This window comes from Alicyclobacillus contaminans DSM 17975, assembly GCF_000429525.1.
GTDB classification, from domain to species: domain Bacteria; phylum Bacillota; class Bacilli; order Alicyclobacillales; family Alicyclobacillaceae; genus Alicyclobacillus_A; species Alicyclobacillus_A contaminans.
Genome location: NZ_AUCA01000001.1, coordinates 109,013 through 125,300, shown reverse-complemented (window position 1 = coordinate 125,300; position 16,288 = coordinate 109,013). Strand labels below are relative to the sequence as shown.

The window sequence follows — 16,288 nt, the reverse complement described above, 5'->3', positions numbered from 1 at the left end:
TCGTCAAGCAACCTGGGAACCGAACGACATAATCCAGATGGTCCCCGCCACCACCACGAAGGTGAAGAAAAATCCGAGACATATGGTCCACACGTGCGCCCGCGTCCCGTCACTCTCCGTCAGATGCATGAACAGGAACAGCTGAACCACAATCTGCAGAACAGCCATCGCCAGAATTGTGACAATCAGCGCACTACCGCGCAGATGATATCCCAACGCGCACCAGAGCGCGGCCCCCGTCAGCACCAGAGAGAGGACATACCCGATGATGTGCTTCCAGGGAAACGCCTCTTCATGAAACTGCGGCTCCAGATTCGTGGATTGACTGACGGCTGAATTGGCCATTCATCTCACCCCCATCGTGTACACAACCGTAAAGATGAACACCCAAACGATATCGAGGAAGTGCCAGTAGAGGCCGACCACGAACAGTTTCCGCGCCCGCACCGCGTCAAAGCCGCGGCGGGCAATTTGGAAGAACAGCGACGCCATCCAGAGAATGCCGAGCGACACGTGCGCTCCGTGCGTGCCCACCAGCGTGTAGAAGGCACTGAGAAACGCGCTGCGCTGCATCGTGGCGCCGTCCGCCACGTCCTTGGCGAACTCGCTGGCTTCCAGTCCCACGAAGGCCAGCCCCAGCGCCATGGTGATGGCCAGCCACGTCAACGCCGCAGCTTTCGCATTCTTCCGCATCGAATAGGTGGCCAATCCGCACGTGAAACTGCTCGTCAACAAGATGAACGTCTCCGCCACATAGCCGGGGATATCGAAGATCCCGGCCGCCGTTGGCCCGCCATCGGTATGTGTCTTCAAAATCAGGTACGTCGCAAACAGCGTGGCGAACACCATCAGGTCGGTGGCGAGGAACAACCAGAATCCCAAGATGTTCACGGAACCGCCGTGCGTGTACTCCAGCGGCTTCCTGTGCTCCCCGGCGCCGTGGAGATCTTTCAGCGTTTGCTCCATGACCGCCATGTCAAGCCCTCCCCAGCGAGATTTCCGTCTGCTGCACTTCGCTCACCGGAATGTGGTAATCGGTCTTCTCCTGCAGCGACCGAGCCAACAGGCAGAGGAACACACCGGCAAACCCGATAATGGCGACGACCGTCCAGCCAAACACCAAGCCAAATCCGCCGACGAAGAATGAAACACCCATCAGGAACGGTATCCCCGAATTCTTCGGCATGTGAATCGGCTCCAGTTCGTTCAGATTGACTTTGCGATACGCGTCCGCCAGACCGGCCTGCTTAATCCGCCACCACTCATCCCGCTCTTGCACATGCGGAATCTGCGCGAAATTGTACGCCGGTGGAGGCGACGGCAGAGACCACTCGAGCGTGCGGCCGTTCCATGGATCTCCGGTGAGGTCGCGCTGCCCGCGGAAGATGCTGTAGACAATCTGCGCGCCAATGAACAGGAAACCAATACCCATCAGGTACGCCCCGATGGTGGAGATGAAGTTGAGCGTCGTCCAGCCCATGTTGGCGGGATATGTGTACATTCTCCGCGTCATTCCCATGAAGCCGAGCTCGTATTGCGGCATGAAGCAGACATAGAAACCGATATTGAAGAACCAGAACGCCCATTTGCCGAGCCGTTCATCGAGAACGAAGCCGAACAGTTTCGGCCACCAGTAATACATGCCTGCCAGCATGCCGTACACCACGCCGCCAATCAGCGCTTGGTGGAAGTGGGCGACGAGAAAATAGCTGTTGTGATATTGATAGTCGCCGGGAGCGGCGGCCAGCATGACGCCGGTGGCGCCCGCCAAGGCGAAGTTCGGGATGAAGCCCAGCGTCCACAGCATGGGCAAATTCAGCCGGATTCGACCGCGGAACATGGTCAACAGCCAGTTGAACACTTTAACACCGGTCGGAATGCCGACGCACATGGTGGAAATGGCGAAGAACGCGTTCACGTCAGCACCCGCACCCATGGTGAAGAAGTGGTGGACCCAGGTCAGATAGCCGACAACGGCAATCGCCATCAGCGAAAACACCATGGACTTGTAGCCAAACACGCGCTTGCTGGAGAACGTGCTGACCACTTCCGAGTAAATGCCGAACGCCGGTAGCACGACGATGTACACTTCGGGGTGACCCCAAATCCAGAACAGATTGATGAACTGCATCGGGTTGCCGCCTGCCAGCATCGTGAAGAAATGTGTGCCAACCACCCGGTCCAAGGTGAGCAGCAGAAGCGCGCCGGTCAACGCCGGGAACGCGAACAGAATGACGATGCAGGATGCCAACACCGACCAGCAGAACAGCGGCATCTTCATCAGGGTCATGCCGGGCGCCCGCATCTTGAGGATGGTCGCCATGAAGTTGATGCCGGTGGCAATACTTCCGAAACCGGAGATTTGCACCGCCAGCAGGTAGTAGTTTTCGCCCGGGCCCGGATCGAACTGTAACTCCGTCAAAGGTGGATAACTGGTCCAGCCAGCATCCGGAGATCCGCCGATGACAAACGAAATGTTGAACAGCAATGCGCCAAAGAAGAACAACCAGAAACTCACCGCGTTCAAATACGGGAAAGCAACATCGCGCGCGCCAATCTGCAATGGCACTGCGGCGTTGAACATGGCGAACAGGATGGGCATCGCCATGAACAGAATCATGATGGTGCCATGGGTCGTGAAAATTTGGTCATAGTGCTCGGCCGACAACAGATGGTTGTTCGGGACGGCCAGCTGCGTCCGCATCAACTCGGCATCCACGCCGCCGCGGAACAGCATGAGAATGGCGCAGATCAGATACATGATGGCGATTTTCTTGTGATCCACGGTGGTCAACCATTCACGCCACAACCAACCCCATTTTTTGAAGTAGGTCAGGGTGAAGATGATGCCCACCAGCACCAGGACAATCAACACGTCCGAGGCGTAGATCATTGGGTCGCCGGTGACAAAGAAGTTTTTCACACCTTCTGCCCCTTTCGTCGAAGAATGTACAGCGTACCTCCGAGCCGGCGTTATTTCATGCCGGCGTCGTCACCCAACGACTGCATGGTCGACATGGTTTGGCTCATGTACTTCCCGCCATTTTCCATAACCGTGTCCATGAACGAGTTCGCGGGGTAGGACGAATACGATGCTTTCGACACGACACTCGGATTGGTCAGGTTCTTGTAGCCGGTCTCCGTGAGCGGAGGCGCTGTCTGCTTCACCTGATTCTCCCAAGCTTCAAAGTCCGACTGGGATTTGGCGATCACGTCAAACTGCATGTTGGCGAACCCTTCACCGGTGAAGTTGGCGCCATGGCCGTAGTACGTTCCGGGTTTGTCCGCCTGCAGCCACAACCGCATCGCCATGCCCGGCATGGTGTACTCTTGCCCGCCCAACTCCGGCACCCAGAAGGAGTTCATGGGCGCGTTGGCCGTTAACACGAACTGAATCGGACGGCCGGTGGGAATCACGCAGTAGTTCACCGTGGCGATGTTTTTGTCCGGATACTGGAAAAGCCACTTCCAGTTGAGCGAAGTGACCTCCACCGTGTACGGGGTGGTGTTCTGTTCCGGCGGCTTCGTCAGCGAATACGTCTCCTTCGCTGTGGCCGCACCGAGAATCCCGATGATGACAATGGGGATGGCCCACCAAATCACTTCGAGCGCTCGGTTTTCAGACCATTCGGGTTTGTACGCCGCCTTATTTCCCGGCTTGTCGCGATACCGCATCACGATGAACATCATCAGCACGATGACGGGCACCACAACAATCAGCACAAGGATGATGGACAAATAGATGAGGTGGGCTTCACTGCGCCCGACGGGACCGGCCGGATGGAGCACGATGTTCCTTCCGCAGCCGGTCGCCAGCAGCAGTGATGCCAACAACCCCGAGAGCAGTACCCCTGCTCTGCGTACCCTTACGTTCATCAGGCTAAGCTCCTTTCAATAGACTCTGGTGGCCTTCTTACCCGACTTCACTATAGTCCCGCGCCTGTACTCGCAAACAGGCACGTTCTTTCTATTTGCCACTAGTACACACGGGGGAAAGATGTAGTCGGTATGGACTATGCAGGCAATGGTCCAAAGCAAGACCCCGAATGGACCGCCGCAACAGCCCCTTCCACGCAAAACCGCGGTGGGGCATGCCCCACCGCGGCGAATCATTGCTGTGGACCGAATCGGTCATTGTGGCTCAATCCAGCCGAAATTTCCGTCCTTGCGTCGGTACAGCACGTTCATCTCGTCCGTCTCGGCATTGGTGAACACGAAGAAATCGTGGCCGAGCAGTTCCATTTGAAGCATCGCTTCTTCGAGCGCCATGGGTTTCACGGCAAAGCGCTTCACGCGTACCACCTTCGGCCCATCGTCATTCCGCGCTTCCGGATCTCCCGGCTGGACGTCGCGCCGTTGCCCATCCCGCGAATGCCGATGCAGCCTGGACTTGTACTTCTGCACCTGGCCGCACAGCGTGTCCGTCGCCAGATCGATGGATGCGTACATGTCCGATGAACGCTCCTCCGCCCTGAAGGTGTACCCGAAGAGCGTCAGCGTGATCTCCACCTTGTGCATGCCGCGTTCCACCGAAAGAGCGGCATGAACCTGGGTATCCGCCGGAATCTCCACGTACCGCTCCAATCGACTGAGTTTTTTCTCCAGATACTCCCTGAGGGCATCCGTCAATGGAATGTGATCCCCGTACGTCTGTATCAACATGCGCTGTCAGCTCCTGTAAGCTTGCAACGTAATCAACGTCTAGTGGACTGCTTTGTTGCCGCGCACCACGTGCACCTGAACTTCCTTGTGAACCCGGCGAAACACGTGCTCGCGAAGCCAGGGAATGACCCAGCGGTCTCCGCCGAAGTGACCCGCGTTGTATCCGGCCACGATGATGAAGATGCCAATCAACACGTCCATTGGATTGCTGGACACCGTGCCGGCGAACATGTACACGAAGTTCATCAGCATCCCGAAGAACACAGCGGCGGTGGTCAGAGTGCCCAGGATGAGTCCAACGCCGACAAGCAATTCTCCCCACGGCACCAACACGTTGAACAGTCCCACGTGCGGCAGGGCAAAGCCCTTCAGGAACGCGTTGAACCACGGATATTGAACGGTCTTTTCCGGCGTGAGCACGGGGTGTTGAATGCTGTTCGCGAGGAATCCCGCCGCGTTGAACGGCTTGGAGGCGGTAATCTTCTCCCAGCCGGCGTGGAGGAACTCCCATCCCAGATACACGCGAAGGATGGTGAGAATGCCGGCAGCCCACCGGTTGGACCTGAGCCAGTTCGTGAACATATGACCATCTCCTTGCATTCATCCAGTCGGCGATGCATCGCTGGATCTTCGCCTTGCACGTTCATCATCTCAGAGCGCGGCGCGCCGGTGCAGACCCGTTTGGACCGTTTTGTCGTACGAATGGACTAGTCTGAAGGCGGTCCCGTTCAGAACCAGTCCGGGTGCAGAGATTCGACGGCGGCGATGCGGTCTCTGAGCACCTGCGCGGAGGCGCGCAACTGTTCCAATTCCGCGGCGGTCGGCTGCAGGTCAATCACTTCGCGAACCCCGTCCCTGGCGACCACACTCGGTACGCCCATGTACACGTCGGAGATGCCGTGATAGTCGTTCAGCAGCGTGGAGACGTTCAACACGGCGCCCTCATCGCGCAGAATCGCCGTGCAAATCCGGTCGATGGAGAGGGCGATGGCGTAAGACGTCGCCCCTTTGGCCTGGATGATTTCGTACGCCGCGTTGCGCGTGTTTTCGAAAATGGTTGCGCGCGCGGATTCCGGCAAGTCTATTGGCACGCCGGCGATGTTCGTGCGGCTCCAGACCGGCAGTTCGCTGTCCCCGTGCTCCCCGACGATGTGCGCGTGCACGCTGCGCGGGTTGACGTTCAGCTGCTGGCCGATGAAGTACCGGAAGCGCGCGCTGTCGAGGAGCGTCCCCGTACCAATCACGCGTTCCGCGGAAAAGCCGGACAGCTTCCAGGACAGGTGGGAGAGCACGTCGACCGGATTCGTCGCCACCAGCAGAATGGCATTCTGGTTGTATTTCACAATCTCATGGAGGATGGCGTGAAAAATCACCGCGTTTCGGTCGAGCAGAGCCTGGCGCGTTTCGCCCGGCCGCTGCGCAACCCCCGCGGTGATGATCACAATGTCCGCCCCGGCACAGTCTTCATAAGAGCCCGCCCAGACTTTGGTCGCCCCATAAAATGGCGATCCGTGCGCCATGTCCAGCGCGTCACCGCGCGCTTTGTCCGCATTGACATCAATCAACACAAGTTCCGTCGCGCGTTCGCGCAAGAGCAGCGTGTACGCCGTGCTGGAGCCAACGGCCCCGGCGCCGACAATCGCGATTTTCGTTGGAATCCTCGTATCCATGCATCCTCACTCCAGCTCTGATTGGGTGGCAAAGACAGTTGACGACCCGGGACGGGTCGCCACAGAACGACCGAGTCCGCCCGTACAAAGCGTTTCCGTGGACGGGCGCCGCCGTTCAAGATCAGGGTATGGCTGAGACCGGGACAGCGGAAGTTCCAAACCGACGATTTGACTGGTGCAAATGGACCATGCGCCAGCTGTATGGTAGTGATTCCAGGCGATGACGTCATCGTCCAATCCGCGCGTTGCGCCAACCGCAGCGCCGACCATCTGCACTTACTCCAACCGACCTCCGGGCCCGAATGCCCGCGCTCCCCGCTGGCGCAGGACTTCCACAAAAAAGTCTGCCGTGTTCCGCATGGCGAAACGACGCCCTACTCCAACCGCGGAAACCGCGCTATGCTCTGTGGTAATAGCGCTTACACCTGACCATCCCCTTCTCTCAGCACCGGTTGTGTATGCGCTTTCATCCGCAAAGGAGGATGAATATGGCGGACGTGCCTCGCTTGCGTCGGGATGTGTTGCTCGAGGTCAAAGCGAAGATTCAACAGGGGGTGCTGCCTCAGTGGGTGTTTGCCGACCCGGACGTGTACCGTGCGGAAGTCCATCAGATTTTCGCGAAAACATGGAACTTTCTCGGACACGAGTCGGAGATTCCGCGGCCCGGCGACTACGTGACGCGGTGGATTGTCCACGACCCTGTGCTCTTGCTTCGCGATGAACAGGGCGAGATTCAGGCCTATCTCAACTCCTGCACACACCGCGGCACCAAACTGTGCACCGCTGATTTCGGACAGCGGAAGACGTTCACCTGCCCCTATCACGGGTGGACATTCAACCTGAACGGCGACCTGGTCGGCGTGATTGCCGGGAACAAGGTGTACGGACAGGAAATGGACAGGAGCCAGTGGTCACTGCGCAAACTTCCGCGGGTGGCCAGTTACCAGGGGATGATCTTCGGATCGCTCAACCCCGACGCGCCATCCCTGATGTCGTTTCTCGGCGACTTGAAGTGGTACCTCGACATCATGCTCGGCCGCAGCGACGGAGGAATGGAGGTTCGCGGCGTGCCACAGCGCTGGATCATCCACACCAACTGGAAAGTGAGCTCTGACAATTTTGGCGGCGATCCGTACCACACCGCGATGACACACCGTTCCACCGTGGAGCTCGGCATCAGCCCCAAAGACCCCATGTACGCGAGCTATGGACACCAAGTTGTGCTCAATCACGGCCACGGCATCAACCTCATCACCGCCAAGGCCGGCCTCAACGTTCCGCCCTACCAGGGGCTGCCACGCGAGATGTGGCCCATGTTCGAACGGAATCTCACCCCCGCCCAACGCCAGGTGTTTGAAAAGACCATGATTATGGTTGGGACCTGCTTCCCGAATCTATCGTTTGTCAGTCCCATGCACGGCACGGGCGGCCCGGACGAACCGCTGACGTCCTTCGTCAACTTCCGGGTGTGGCGTCCTATCGGACCTGCGAAGATTGAGATCACCTCCTGGTTCATGGTCGACAAACAGGCTCCGGAAGCTTTCAAGGAGGCATCCTATCTGAGCTACATTGGCTCTTTTGGACCTGCGGGCACCCTGGAACAGGACGACGCTGAGATTTGGACGCGCGTGGTGGAAGCGAGCCAAGGCACCATGGCTCAGGACAAAGATGTGCACTACAACAACGTCCTCAACTACCTGATGGGCCTTGGCCGCGTGGAACCAGATCCCACCTGGCCCGGTCCGGGGATTGCGTATCCCACCTGTTATCTGGACGCCATCTCCAGAGCTTTTTACGAACACTGGATTGACGCACTGCTCGCGGAACAGGACACGGATGTTCTCGTGCCCAATCGGTGATGCCAGTCTGTTTTGGAAAGGAGGGCTTGTATGGATATCTCCTACGAGGACGTGGTTCAATTTTTGTTTCGCGAAGCCGCCCTGCTGGATCAACGGGAATATGAAGCCTGGCTCGCATTGTTGGACGAAGGCATCCGCTATCGGATGCCGGTGCGCGTTACCCGGGATTTTGGCGAATCGGACGATTTCATAGATGACATGACTTTTTTTGACGAAACGAAACGCAGTTTGCAGACCCGCGTCGAACGCTTCCGAACTACCTCCGCCTGGTCGGAAAATCCCCCCACGCGGACGCGGCACATCGTCTCCAACATTCGCGTGGTGAACAGGGAACGCCCGGATGCGGTGCAGGTCGCCAGCTATTTCCTCATCCTGCGGAGCATCCGCGATAGCTCCGAGAGTGCTCACATCTTCGGTGAGCGCGTGGACACCATTCACCGGGTCGACGGGCAGTTGAAGTTGGCGGAGCGCACCATTTACCTTGACCAGACCGTGTTCCCCATGTTAAACCTGAGCATTTTCATCTGAGTGCTGCCATGCCTGATGCACCGGATGCCGGGGGCGAAACCGCCCCCGGTATCCCTCGCTGACGCACCGGTCAAACCGTCGCATCGTGATGAATCTGCGCCTCGGCCGAAGCGTCCCCCGTCTCTTCGGCCCTCCAGAGCGCTTCCAGCCGCCGCTCAATGACGCCAAACAGCGTGTCCGGCGAGTAGGGCCGTTCATCGCCCGCCACCACGCCGGTGAGCAGTTCAATGCCCTCTCGAATGGTCCGCACGGGCCAAATGTGAAATTGGCCTGCGCGAACGGCGTCCACCACCTCATCGGACAGGAACAGGTTTTTCACGTTCTGGTGCGGAATGATGACACCCTGACGGCCTGTCCACCCCTGCGCTTTACAGATATAGAAAAAACCCTCGATTTTTTCGTTCACGCCGCCAATGGGTTGAATATCCCCGAACTGGTCCACCGATCCCGTGACGGCGATGTCCTGCCGGATGGGCACGTTCGCCAGCGACGACAGAATGGCGTACAATTCCGTGCTCGAAGCGCTGTCGCCGTCAATCGTGCTGTACGTCTGTTCAAACACGATGCTTGCGGAAATGGACAGCGGACGTTTCTGAGCAAACTCGCCGGACAAAAAGGCACTGAGAATCAGCAGCCCTTTGTCGTGAATGCGGCCGCTCATGGCGGTCTCGCGCTCCACATTGACCACGCCGCGCCGTCCCGTGTACGTGCGCGCCGTGATGCGGTGCGGCTGTCCGAACGCCATGTCGCCGCTGCTCAGCACCGCCAGACCATTGATTTGGCCCACGCGCTCACCGCTGGTGTCCACGTGGATGGTGCCGTTGAGAATTTGCTCCAACACCTTTTCCTTTATCAACTCGGACCTTCTGCGCTTGGCAGTCAACGCCCGTTTCACATGATCCGCCTGCACCACCGCGGCCTCATCCAATCGCGCGAAGTGGCTCGCCTCCGTCATCAGTTCGATGACCAAGCTGAAACGCGCGGACAACTTGTGGTGATCTTCGGTCTCTCGCGCGCTCTGCTCGACCACGAGGCGGACCGCATCCCTCGAAAACGCGGGCAACCCATGCTTGCGCGTGTACGACGCAATGAAGTTGGCCAGTTCCATGCACGTCTCGGACGTTCGCGGCATGTCCGGGGCAAATTCGGCCTTGACCTTGAAGTATTTCTGCACGGCGGGATCGTTCGCGTACAACCAGTGAAAGAGCTCGGGCGTGCCAATCAGAATGACCTTCATCCGCATTGGGATGGGCTCCGGCCTGAGGCCGGTGGGGGTCAGCCCCGCGCCATCGCTCGGTGGTGCATCCACACGAATTTCGGCGGTTTTCAACGCGTTTTTGAGCGCGTACCAGGACGCGGGGTGACTCAGGAGATCCTGCACCTGCAACACCAGGTAACCGCCGTTCGCCTGATGCAGCGCTCCGGGCTTGATAAGGGTGTAGTCGGACACCATCACGCCGTGGCTGCTGCGATACTCCACTTTACCGACCAGGTTGGCGTACGTGGGATTGGTCTCCACGACCACAGGGGCCCCCGTTTGTCCCTGGCGGTCGACGATCACGTTCACCTGGTATCTGCGCCTCGGATCCATACCGTCGTCCGTCGTCCGCAAACCGGCATCGCCATCCGGGTCCCGCCGAAAATACGCGTGGTGCTGGATGACATCCTGCTTCACCTCGTTGAGATACGCCTGCACGCGTTCATCGGGGAACTGCGCCAGGAGGTCTTCAAAGAGATGGTCGACAGCGGAGGATGCTGTTTGTTCATCGAGCTTCCGCTGAGCCTGACGCGCCTCCTTTTGCAGTGTGCGGATCTGTCGCAAAGTATCCTCCAGCATGTCCTGCACCTGCTGCTGTGCAAGGGTGAACTGCGCCTTCTCGGCCTGCGGCAGACCGTCGAACATTTCCGGGCTCATCGGCTGTCCGGTCCGGGTCAGCGGAACCGCCGTAATGCCTGCCGTCGTCCGCTGCAGCCCAATTCCCAACTGCCGGGCGGCAATCTCCAAAAGCTCCCACGTCTTTTGCGCGTTTTCATTGAATTGCTTGACCTGCTGAGCCCTTTGATGGACATATTCGTCGCTTTCAAATTGACGCGTCATTTCTTCTTCCAAATCGCCGACCAACTGTTCCATCGCACGCCGAAGGCGGTGCACCTGCCCCGGAGGAAACCGCAGTGCCATCGGCTGATCCGGGTTTTGAAAATTGTAGACGTAACACCAATCGTCCGGCACGGCATGCGTTTGCGCCACAGCCGTGAGCTTTTCAACGGTGTACGTGGTCTTGCCGGTGCCCGCGGGGCCAACGACAAACACGTTGTACCCTTCCGCGTCGATGCTCAGACCGAAGTCCAGCGCCGCCACCGCCCGCTCCTGCCCGACCATGCGGTGATTCAGCCCGGGAAGTTCAGAGGTGTCATTGAACGAAAACAGATTGTCATTGAAACTGCAGGTAAGCTTGTCCACAGACAGTGCCCGTCTCTGATATTCCTGTTCATCCAACCGCTTCACGGTCCATCTCCCCCATCCCAAATATGGTCATCTACCAAGGGTGGTACTGCGGGATGCCGAGTCACTCCGGTTAAAAAATACAGATAAAAAATTGATGATTCGAATTCATTTCACTATACACGGTGACCGGCTGAGTTGCCACAGTCTGTACATACAGCCCACGCGTCCAATCCGCTGCGCCGGCGACAGTCCAGCAATCCGCGCGGCCACGCAAAATAGGGCGGGGACTTCCCCGCCCTCCGCTGTACGGATGACCTCATGCAAAGCCCGACGCCCGTTGCCCGGTTCAACGATGGACCGTCTGCATCGCGTGCGCAGGGTACCGCTCCCCAGCGGCCACGCCCTTTGGCGCAATCCGTTCAATGCGCGCGATGTCGTCGGCACTGAGCGAGACCTCAAGCGCCTTCAGGTTTTCCTCCAGATAGCCCCTCTGCTTCGTGCCGGGAATCGGCACGATGTCCTCGCCGCGATGAAGCAGCCAGGCCAGAGCCAGCTGCGCCGGCGTGCAGCCTTTTTCCCGCGCCATCGTTTCAATCAACTTGACCAGCTCGAGGTTTTTGATGAAGTTCTCCCCCTGGAAGCGGGGCGAATGGCGGCGGTAGTCGTCCTCGGGCAGATCTTCAAACCGCCTGAAGCGCCCGGTCAGGAATCCCCGTCCGAGGGGACTGTAGGCGACAAAGCCAATGCCGAGTTCCCGCACCGTGGGCAGTACCTCGTCCTCCACGTCGCGGCTCCACAGAGAATATTCGGTCTGCAGGGCAGTGATGGGGTGAACCCGATGCGCTCGGCGAATGGTTTCCGGCGCCGCTTCCGACAAACCGAGATAGCGCACTTTCCCGGCTTTCACCAGATCCGCCATGGCGCCGACCGTTTCTTCGATGGGGGTGTCCGGATCGACCCGATGTTGATAGTACAGGTCAATGTAATCCACACCCAACCGTTTCAGACTCGCGTCACATGCCTGTTTCACGTATTCAGGCCGGCCGTTGACGCCGAGGAACGTGCCGTCCGCCGCGCGCACGTTGCCGAACTTCGTCGCCAAGATCACCTCGTCGCGGCGGCCCTTGAGCGCGCGACCGACCAATTCCTCATTGTGTCCCACGCCGTACATATCGGCGGTATCGAAGAAGGTGATGCCCAGCTCCAGGGCCCGATGAATGGTGCGAATGGACTCTTCCTCGTCGCGGCCGCTGTAAAAATCGGACATGCCCATGCAGCCCAGCCCCAAAGCGCTGACCACAAGCCCCTGTCTACCCAACGCACGTTGCTCCACACTGCTCACCTCGTCAAATCAGAATGTGTTTCATGTCTAACGTGCCTCAATTTGAGCGGACAATCAAGTCAAACACGCCGCATCGAGCATCTGGAATATAGAACACTTTTCTACATTCGAACCTTCTGAGATATTGGATGACTTGCTATAATGGATATATGTTCCTGACAGAGAGGTTGTTTGTCTGTACATGCCCACGACACTCGCAGGGAGGGTCGAATTGTGAACACCACCGTGTATTTGGTTCTTCCTTCCAACGATTATGGAATCGCGGCCAAGGTCCACGCTCAGGTGGCTCATGACACGCTGCTTTTGGAGGTTCCGAAAGACCTCAACGGAGAACCGCTGTATTTGCCGAGAGGCTATGAAATCCTGATTGAAAGCTCCCAGGATGGCTGCGCCTGCCGTCCGGGGTGGTACGTCGTGGAAGAGTACACGCAGAATTATAGCCATCTGGTCATGAAGCAGCAGCCCCAGCGGCCATTCAACAACAAGCGTCGGTTTCATCGCGTGCACGTTCCCATTCAATTGGTGATCTCGGATGGAAGTGTCACAACGCACGAGATGGTGCATGACCTGAGCCCGGGCGGCCTGTCGTTCCAGAGTAAACTTTCATTTCCTGTGGACACCCGTGTCCACGGAAAGATCTCCCTCGTGAATAAATCCAATGCGTTTGACACCGTTTCCTTCGAAGCCGTGGTGAAAAACGTGCGCATCCTGGACCCCATCACGTATCAGTACGGGTGCGCGTTTGTGGACATGCCCGGATGGAAGGACGCCATCATCTCCAGCTTCTTATTCATGTGCCAGATCAAGCAGAGGCACAAGATGTGCCGCGACTGCCTAATGCAACAGCAGGGCGTGTGCCGTGGGCGCGTTCATTGATCTTTGGTTTGACTACGCCCGGGCCGGACGCGGCGTGACTGCGCGCATCACACAAGTTCAGCCACGTCGGCGTCAGGTCCTACAGCGCCATCTCCTTACGGCGAAACCCCGCCACCGCCGCTGCGAAAATCCCCACAGCGGCAACACCAAGGCCGAGCGCCAGGGAAGGCACGTTGGCTGTGCCATGCATCAGCGCCTGCGGATCGAACGCGGTGAAGATGGAGACGTTCCTAAGCCACCCGACCGTATCACTGAGCGATCCCGCCGTATGCAGAGCATAGAAGACGACGGTCAAGAGAGCGGACGCCGACAGCGCCGTGCGTTCATCCCGCGCTGTGCACGAGAAGAAAAAGGAGTAGGCGCCCACCAGAAGAAACAACAGGACACCTATCGCGTTCATTTCGACAAACTTGGCCGTATTCAGAGGACTGTCCGAGATGAACCAATGGACGCCGAGCAACCCGCTCACCGTGCACAACAGTCCAATCCCGACAATCCCCGAAACCAAAACGGCCAACTGCGACACGGCGATTCGTACCCGCGAGACCGGTGTGGCCAAGAGATACGCCAGAAATCCGGAATCCTGCAGGCGGGCCATCAGTTGCGTGGCGGTCATCACGGCGTAGATGGCCATGATGATCACATAAATGAGGCCGTAAAATTCTCCGGCGAGGTAATCCCCCACCTGGGAAACTCCTGCCTCATACCCGATAACCTTCAGGAAACCGGCGGGCATGGTCTTCAGCAGCGCATTGAGCGCGGACGATTTCGCGATGGACGGGTACGTCCAGATGAACAGCCACTGGTACAACATAATGCCGCAGCCGTAACTGAGCATCGCTTTCATCTGCCATTTGAACATGGAACGGTAGAGCGCCGAACTCATTCGCCATCCCCTCCCTACGCCTCGTAGTAGTGCATGAAGAGCTCTTCCAGACCGAGTTCATGCACGCGCAGCTCGTGCACCCGGCATTGCGCCAACCGCCCAATGAACTCGTTGCAATCGCCCCGAACCTCAACCTCCACTTCGGTCCCCCGCCGTTGCAGCAGGCCGCCCAACGCGATGAACCGATTCGCCTCCGATTCGGCCGCGAACAGAACGGTGAACACCTGGCGCCGATTTGCCCGCAGATTGCGGATGTCTTCCACCGCAACGAGCGTTCCGTCTCTCAAGATCCCGACGCGGTCACACACCCGTTCTATCTCCGGAAAGATATGTGACGACATCAGAATGGTCGCGCCCCGCTGCTTCTCTTCCTGAACCAAGTCAAGGAAGCGGTGCTGCATCAGCGGATCGAGCCCGGAGGTGGGTTCGTCCAGAATCAGTACCTGCGGCTCATGCATGCACGCGGCCACAATCCGACGCATTCGGCCATCACAAATACATCCCCATCATACACGATTTCGGCTCGATGAATGACCGCCCATGCCATTCGTCCACAGACAAAACCCCCGGTTCAGACCGGGGGTTTTGTCTGCGACGCTCCCGCTTACAGCAGCGTGGTGCTGTCCGTGGACACCTGCACGGCATCCACCTTCTTCACGATTTTCCCCTGCGGGAACGCGAAGATGCCTTTGCTGACAATGAGGTCCATCACCTGTCCGACCGCGTTCGCGTCGAGTCCGGCCTTCGGGCCCGGTATGTTAATCCGCACCTTCTTATCCTGGTCGGTCATGAACGTCATCTGCAGCGTGGTCTTGGTAGCCATGCACATCACCTCCATTCGTCTGCATTCGGTGTATCCATTCCCGCATTACGCGGGAATGGACAGCCTGCTCAGTTACGGTTCGATGCTGCTCTGGTCCACCTTCGCAATCCCGTACAGGGGTTCCGCGAACAGGCCCGCCAGGGCTTGTCCCACCGCCAGGACATCCGCGTCCGCCGCGGAGGGAGAGACGTTGGGGAAGTTGCGGTTCTGCAGCTTGGGTTGCCCGCTGGTGGTCGTCCCAATCTGGAACTGCAGCTGCAGATGCCGCGATACCGGCGTCACTGTGGCCATGGTTGCCGCCTCCTTTCCTGCGCTGAATCGGTGCGCACGGATATAAATGCAACAAGTCCCCCATTGCGGGGGACACATTCGCACCAGATTCATATGCACGGTTGACGGATTCAGAGAGACTCGCTGGGTTGGCTCACCGTACCCGAACTGTGGATTGCGGCCGCCTCCACCAAGCCGCGAAACAGCGCCAGATGCTCAGGGTGCTTGCGCCACAGGTTTTCCGGATGCCACTGCACGCCCACCACAAACGGCAACGTCTCGTGTTCCACAGCCTCCACCAAGCCCTCGTCATCCCATCCGACGGCAACCAGATGTTCACCCAATTCCCGGACCGCCTGGTGATGAAACGTATTGCACCGGATGGCCGTGCCACCCACCAGGCGAGCGAGCCGGCTGTGTTCGGCCAACTGCACGCCGTGACTCAGGAAATCCCGTCGAGCTCGCTGCCGATGCTGGATTTTACCGCGCCACTCCCGAGGCAGGTCCTGATACAAGGAACCGCCAAGGGCGACGTTCAGGATTTGGATGCCGCGGCAGATGCCGAGGATGGGTTTTTGCAGTGCCAGCATGCGCCGAATCAGGGCCATCTCCAAGTCGTCCCGCTCGGGTACCACCGAGCCGAGGCCGTGGCGCGGCTGGTCCCCCCAGAGGCCGGGATGAACATCCTCGCCACCGGCCAAAATCAAGCCGTCCATCAAATTGGCGAGGGTCTGCACCGTGGCGTCGTCGGTGAGGTACGGAACAATCACCGGGCAGCCGCCGGCCGCCTCCACGCCCTGCGCGTAATCGTCGCTCGACACCACCGCCAACAGCGAGGGGGCGGCGGCGTGAGTCTCCATCACGTGTCTGGAACCTGTGATGCCAATCAACGGTTTGTTCACAACACACGCCTCCCAGTCCTCACA

Annotated in this window: 16 protein-coding genes and 1 pseudogene; 3 read left to right on the top strand and 14 right to left on the bottom strand. The window is 58.7% G+C overall.

The genetic code is table 11. From position 1 onward, the window contains the following. Positions 1–3 precede the first annotated feature (3 nt). The 7 genes from qoxD to G463_RS0100590 form a co-directional block, all read right to left on the bottom strand. Positions 4–345, bottom strand: coding sequence for a cytochrome aa3 quinol oxidase subunit IV (gene qoxD, locus G463_RS0100620; RefSeq protein ID WP_051321731.1), 342 nt, complete (start codon positions 343–345; stop codon positions 4–6). Then, positions 346–966 carry a cytochrome (ubi)quinol oxidase subunit III gene (locus tag G463_RS0100615; protein ID WP_026973662.1) on the bottom strand — a complete coding sequence of 207 codons (621 nt, stop codon included), beginning with the start codon at positions 964–966 and terminating at the stop codon, positions 346–348. Positions 967–976: 10 nt separating this feature from the next. Beyond that, a complete protein-coding gene (locus tag G463_RS0100610; protein WP_051321768.1) occupies positions 977–2,893 on the bottom strand; it encodes a cbb3-type cytochrome c oxidase subunit I in 1,917 nt (638 codons plus the stop codon). A gap of 80 nt (positions 2,894–2,973) precedes the next feature. Further along, entirely contained in the window at positions 2,974–3,876 is a 903-nt protein-coding gene (locus tag G463_RS17850; protein ID WP_035484827.1) for a cytochrome c oxidase subunit II, read from the bottom strand. A 255-nt stretch (positions 3,877–4,131) separates the two neighbouring features. Continuing rightward, complete coding sequence (hpf, locus tag G463_RS0100600) at positions 4,132–4,662, bottom strand: ribosome hibernation-promoting factor, HPF/YfiA family (RefSeq protein WP_026973660.1); 531 nt, start codon at positions 4,660–4,662, stop codon at positions 4,132–4,134. Positions 4,663–4,701: 39 nt separating this feature from the next. Further along, entirely contained in the window at positions 4,702–5,244 is a 543-nt protein-coding gene (locus G463_RS17845) for a DoxX family protein (RefSeq protein WP_051321730.1), read from the bottom strand. A gap of 146 nt (positions 5,245–5,390) precedes the next feature. Continuing rightward, positions 5,391–6,332, bottom strand: coding sequence for an L-lactate dehydrogenase (locus G463_RS0100590; protein WP_026973659.1), 942 nt, complete (start codon positions 6,330–6,332; stop codon positions 5,391–5,393). Positions 6,333–6,820: 488 nt separating this feature from the next. On the opposite strand from G463_RS0100590, the gene G463_RS0100580 reads away from it, so the two are divergent. Both G463_RS0100580 and G463_RS0100575 read left to right on the top strand, forming a co-directional pair. Then, positions 6,821–8,191: an aromatic ring-hydroxylating oxygenase subunit alpha gene (locus tag G463_RS0100580; protein WP_051321729.1), complete on the top strand. Its 1,371-nt coding sequence runs from the start codon at positions 6,821–6,823 to the stop codon at positions 8,189–8,191. A 30-nt stretch (positions 8,192–8,221) separates the two neighbouring features. Next, positions 8,222–8,719 (top strand): aromatic-ring-hydroxylating dioxygenase subunit beta, encoded by a 498-nt coding sequence (locus tag G463_RS0100575; RefSeq protein WP_026973656.1) that lies wholly within the window; start codon positions 8,222–8,224, stop codon positions 8,717–8,719. Positions 8,720–8,789: 70 nt separating this feature from the next. Here G463_RS0100575 and G463_RS17840 read toward each other — a convergent pair whose 3' ends face one another. Then, a complete protein-coding gene (locus G463_RS17840; RefSeq protein ID WP_051321728.1) occupies positions 8,790–11,225 on the bottom strand; it encodes a Lon protease family protein in 2,436 nt (811 codons plus the stop codon). A gap of 286 nt (positions 11,226–11,511) precedes the next feature. Continuing rightward, a complete protein-coding gene (locus tag G463_RS0100565; RefSeq protein WP_026973655.1) occupies positions 11,512–12,498 on the bottom strand; it encodes an aldo/keto reductase in 987 nt (328 codons plus the stop codon). 222 nt (positions 12,499–12,720) lie between these two features. Between G463_RS0100565 and G463_RS0100560 the strand changes: the two genes are divergently transcribed. Continuing rightward, positions 12,721–13,383, top strand: a complete 663-nt coding sequence (locus G463_RS0100560) for a PilZ domain-containing protein (RefSeq protein ID WP_026973654.1) — start codon at positions 12,721–12,723, stop codon at positions 13,381–13,383. 79 nt (positions 13,384–13,462) lie between these two features. Here the strand turns inward: G463_RS0100560 and G463_RS0100555 are convergent, their stop codons facing one another. The 5 genes and pseudogenes from G463_RS0100555 to G463_RS0100535 form a co-directional block, all read right to left on the bottom strand. Further along, positions 13,463–14,269, bottom strand: a complete 807-nt coding sequence (locus G463_RS0100555; RefSeq protein WP_026973653.1) for an ABC-2 transporter permease — start codon at positions 14,267–14,269, stop codon at positions 13,463–13,465. Between the two features lie 211 nt (positions 14,270–14,480). Further along, positions 14,481–14,742 (bottom strand): annotated as a pseudogene (locus tag G463_RS23395) (AAA family ATPase); the annotation flags it as partial. Between the two features lie 131 nt (positions 14,743–14,873). Further along, on the bottom strand, positions 14,874–15,092 hold the full coding sequence (locus G463_RS0100545; RefSeq protein ID WP_026973652.1) for a DUF2922 domain-containing protein: 219 nt from the start codon (positions 15,090–15,092) through the stop codon (positions 14,874–14,876). A 72-nt stretch (positions 15,093–15,164) separates the two neighbouring features. After that, positions 15,165–15,383 carry a DUF1659 domain-containing protein gene (locus G463_RS0100540; RefSeq protein WP_026973651.1) on the bottom strand — a complete coding sequence of 73 codons (219 nt, stop codon included), beginning with the start codon at positions 15,381–15,383 and terminating at the stop codon, positions 15,165–15,167. Positions 15,384–15,493: 110 nt separating this feature from the next. Next, positions 15,494–16,264 (bottom strand): gamma-glutamyl-gamma-aminobutyrate hydrolase family protein, encoded by a 771-nt coding sequence (locus G463_RS0100535; protein WP_026973650.1) that lies wholly within the window; start codon positions 16,262–16,264, stop codon positions 15,494–15,496. Between the last annotated feature and the right edge of the window lie 24 nt (positions 16,265–16,288).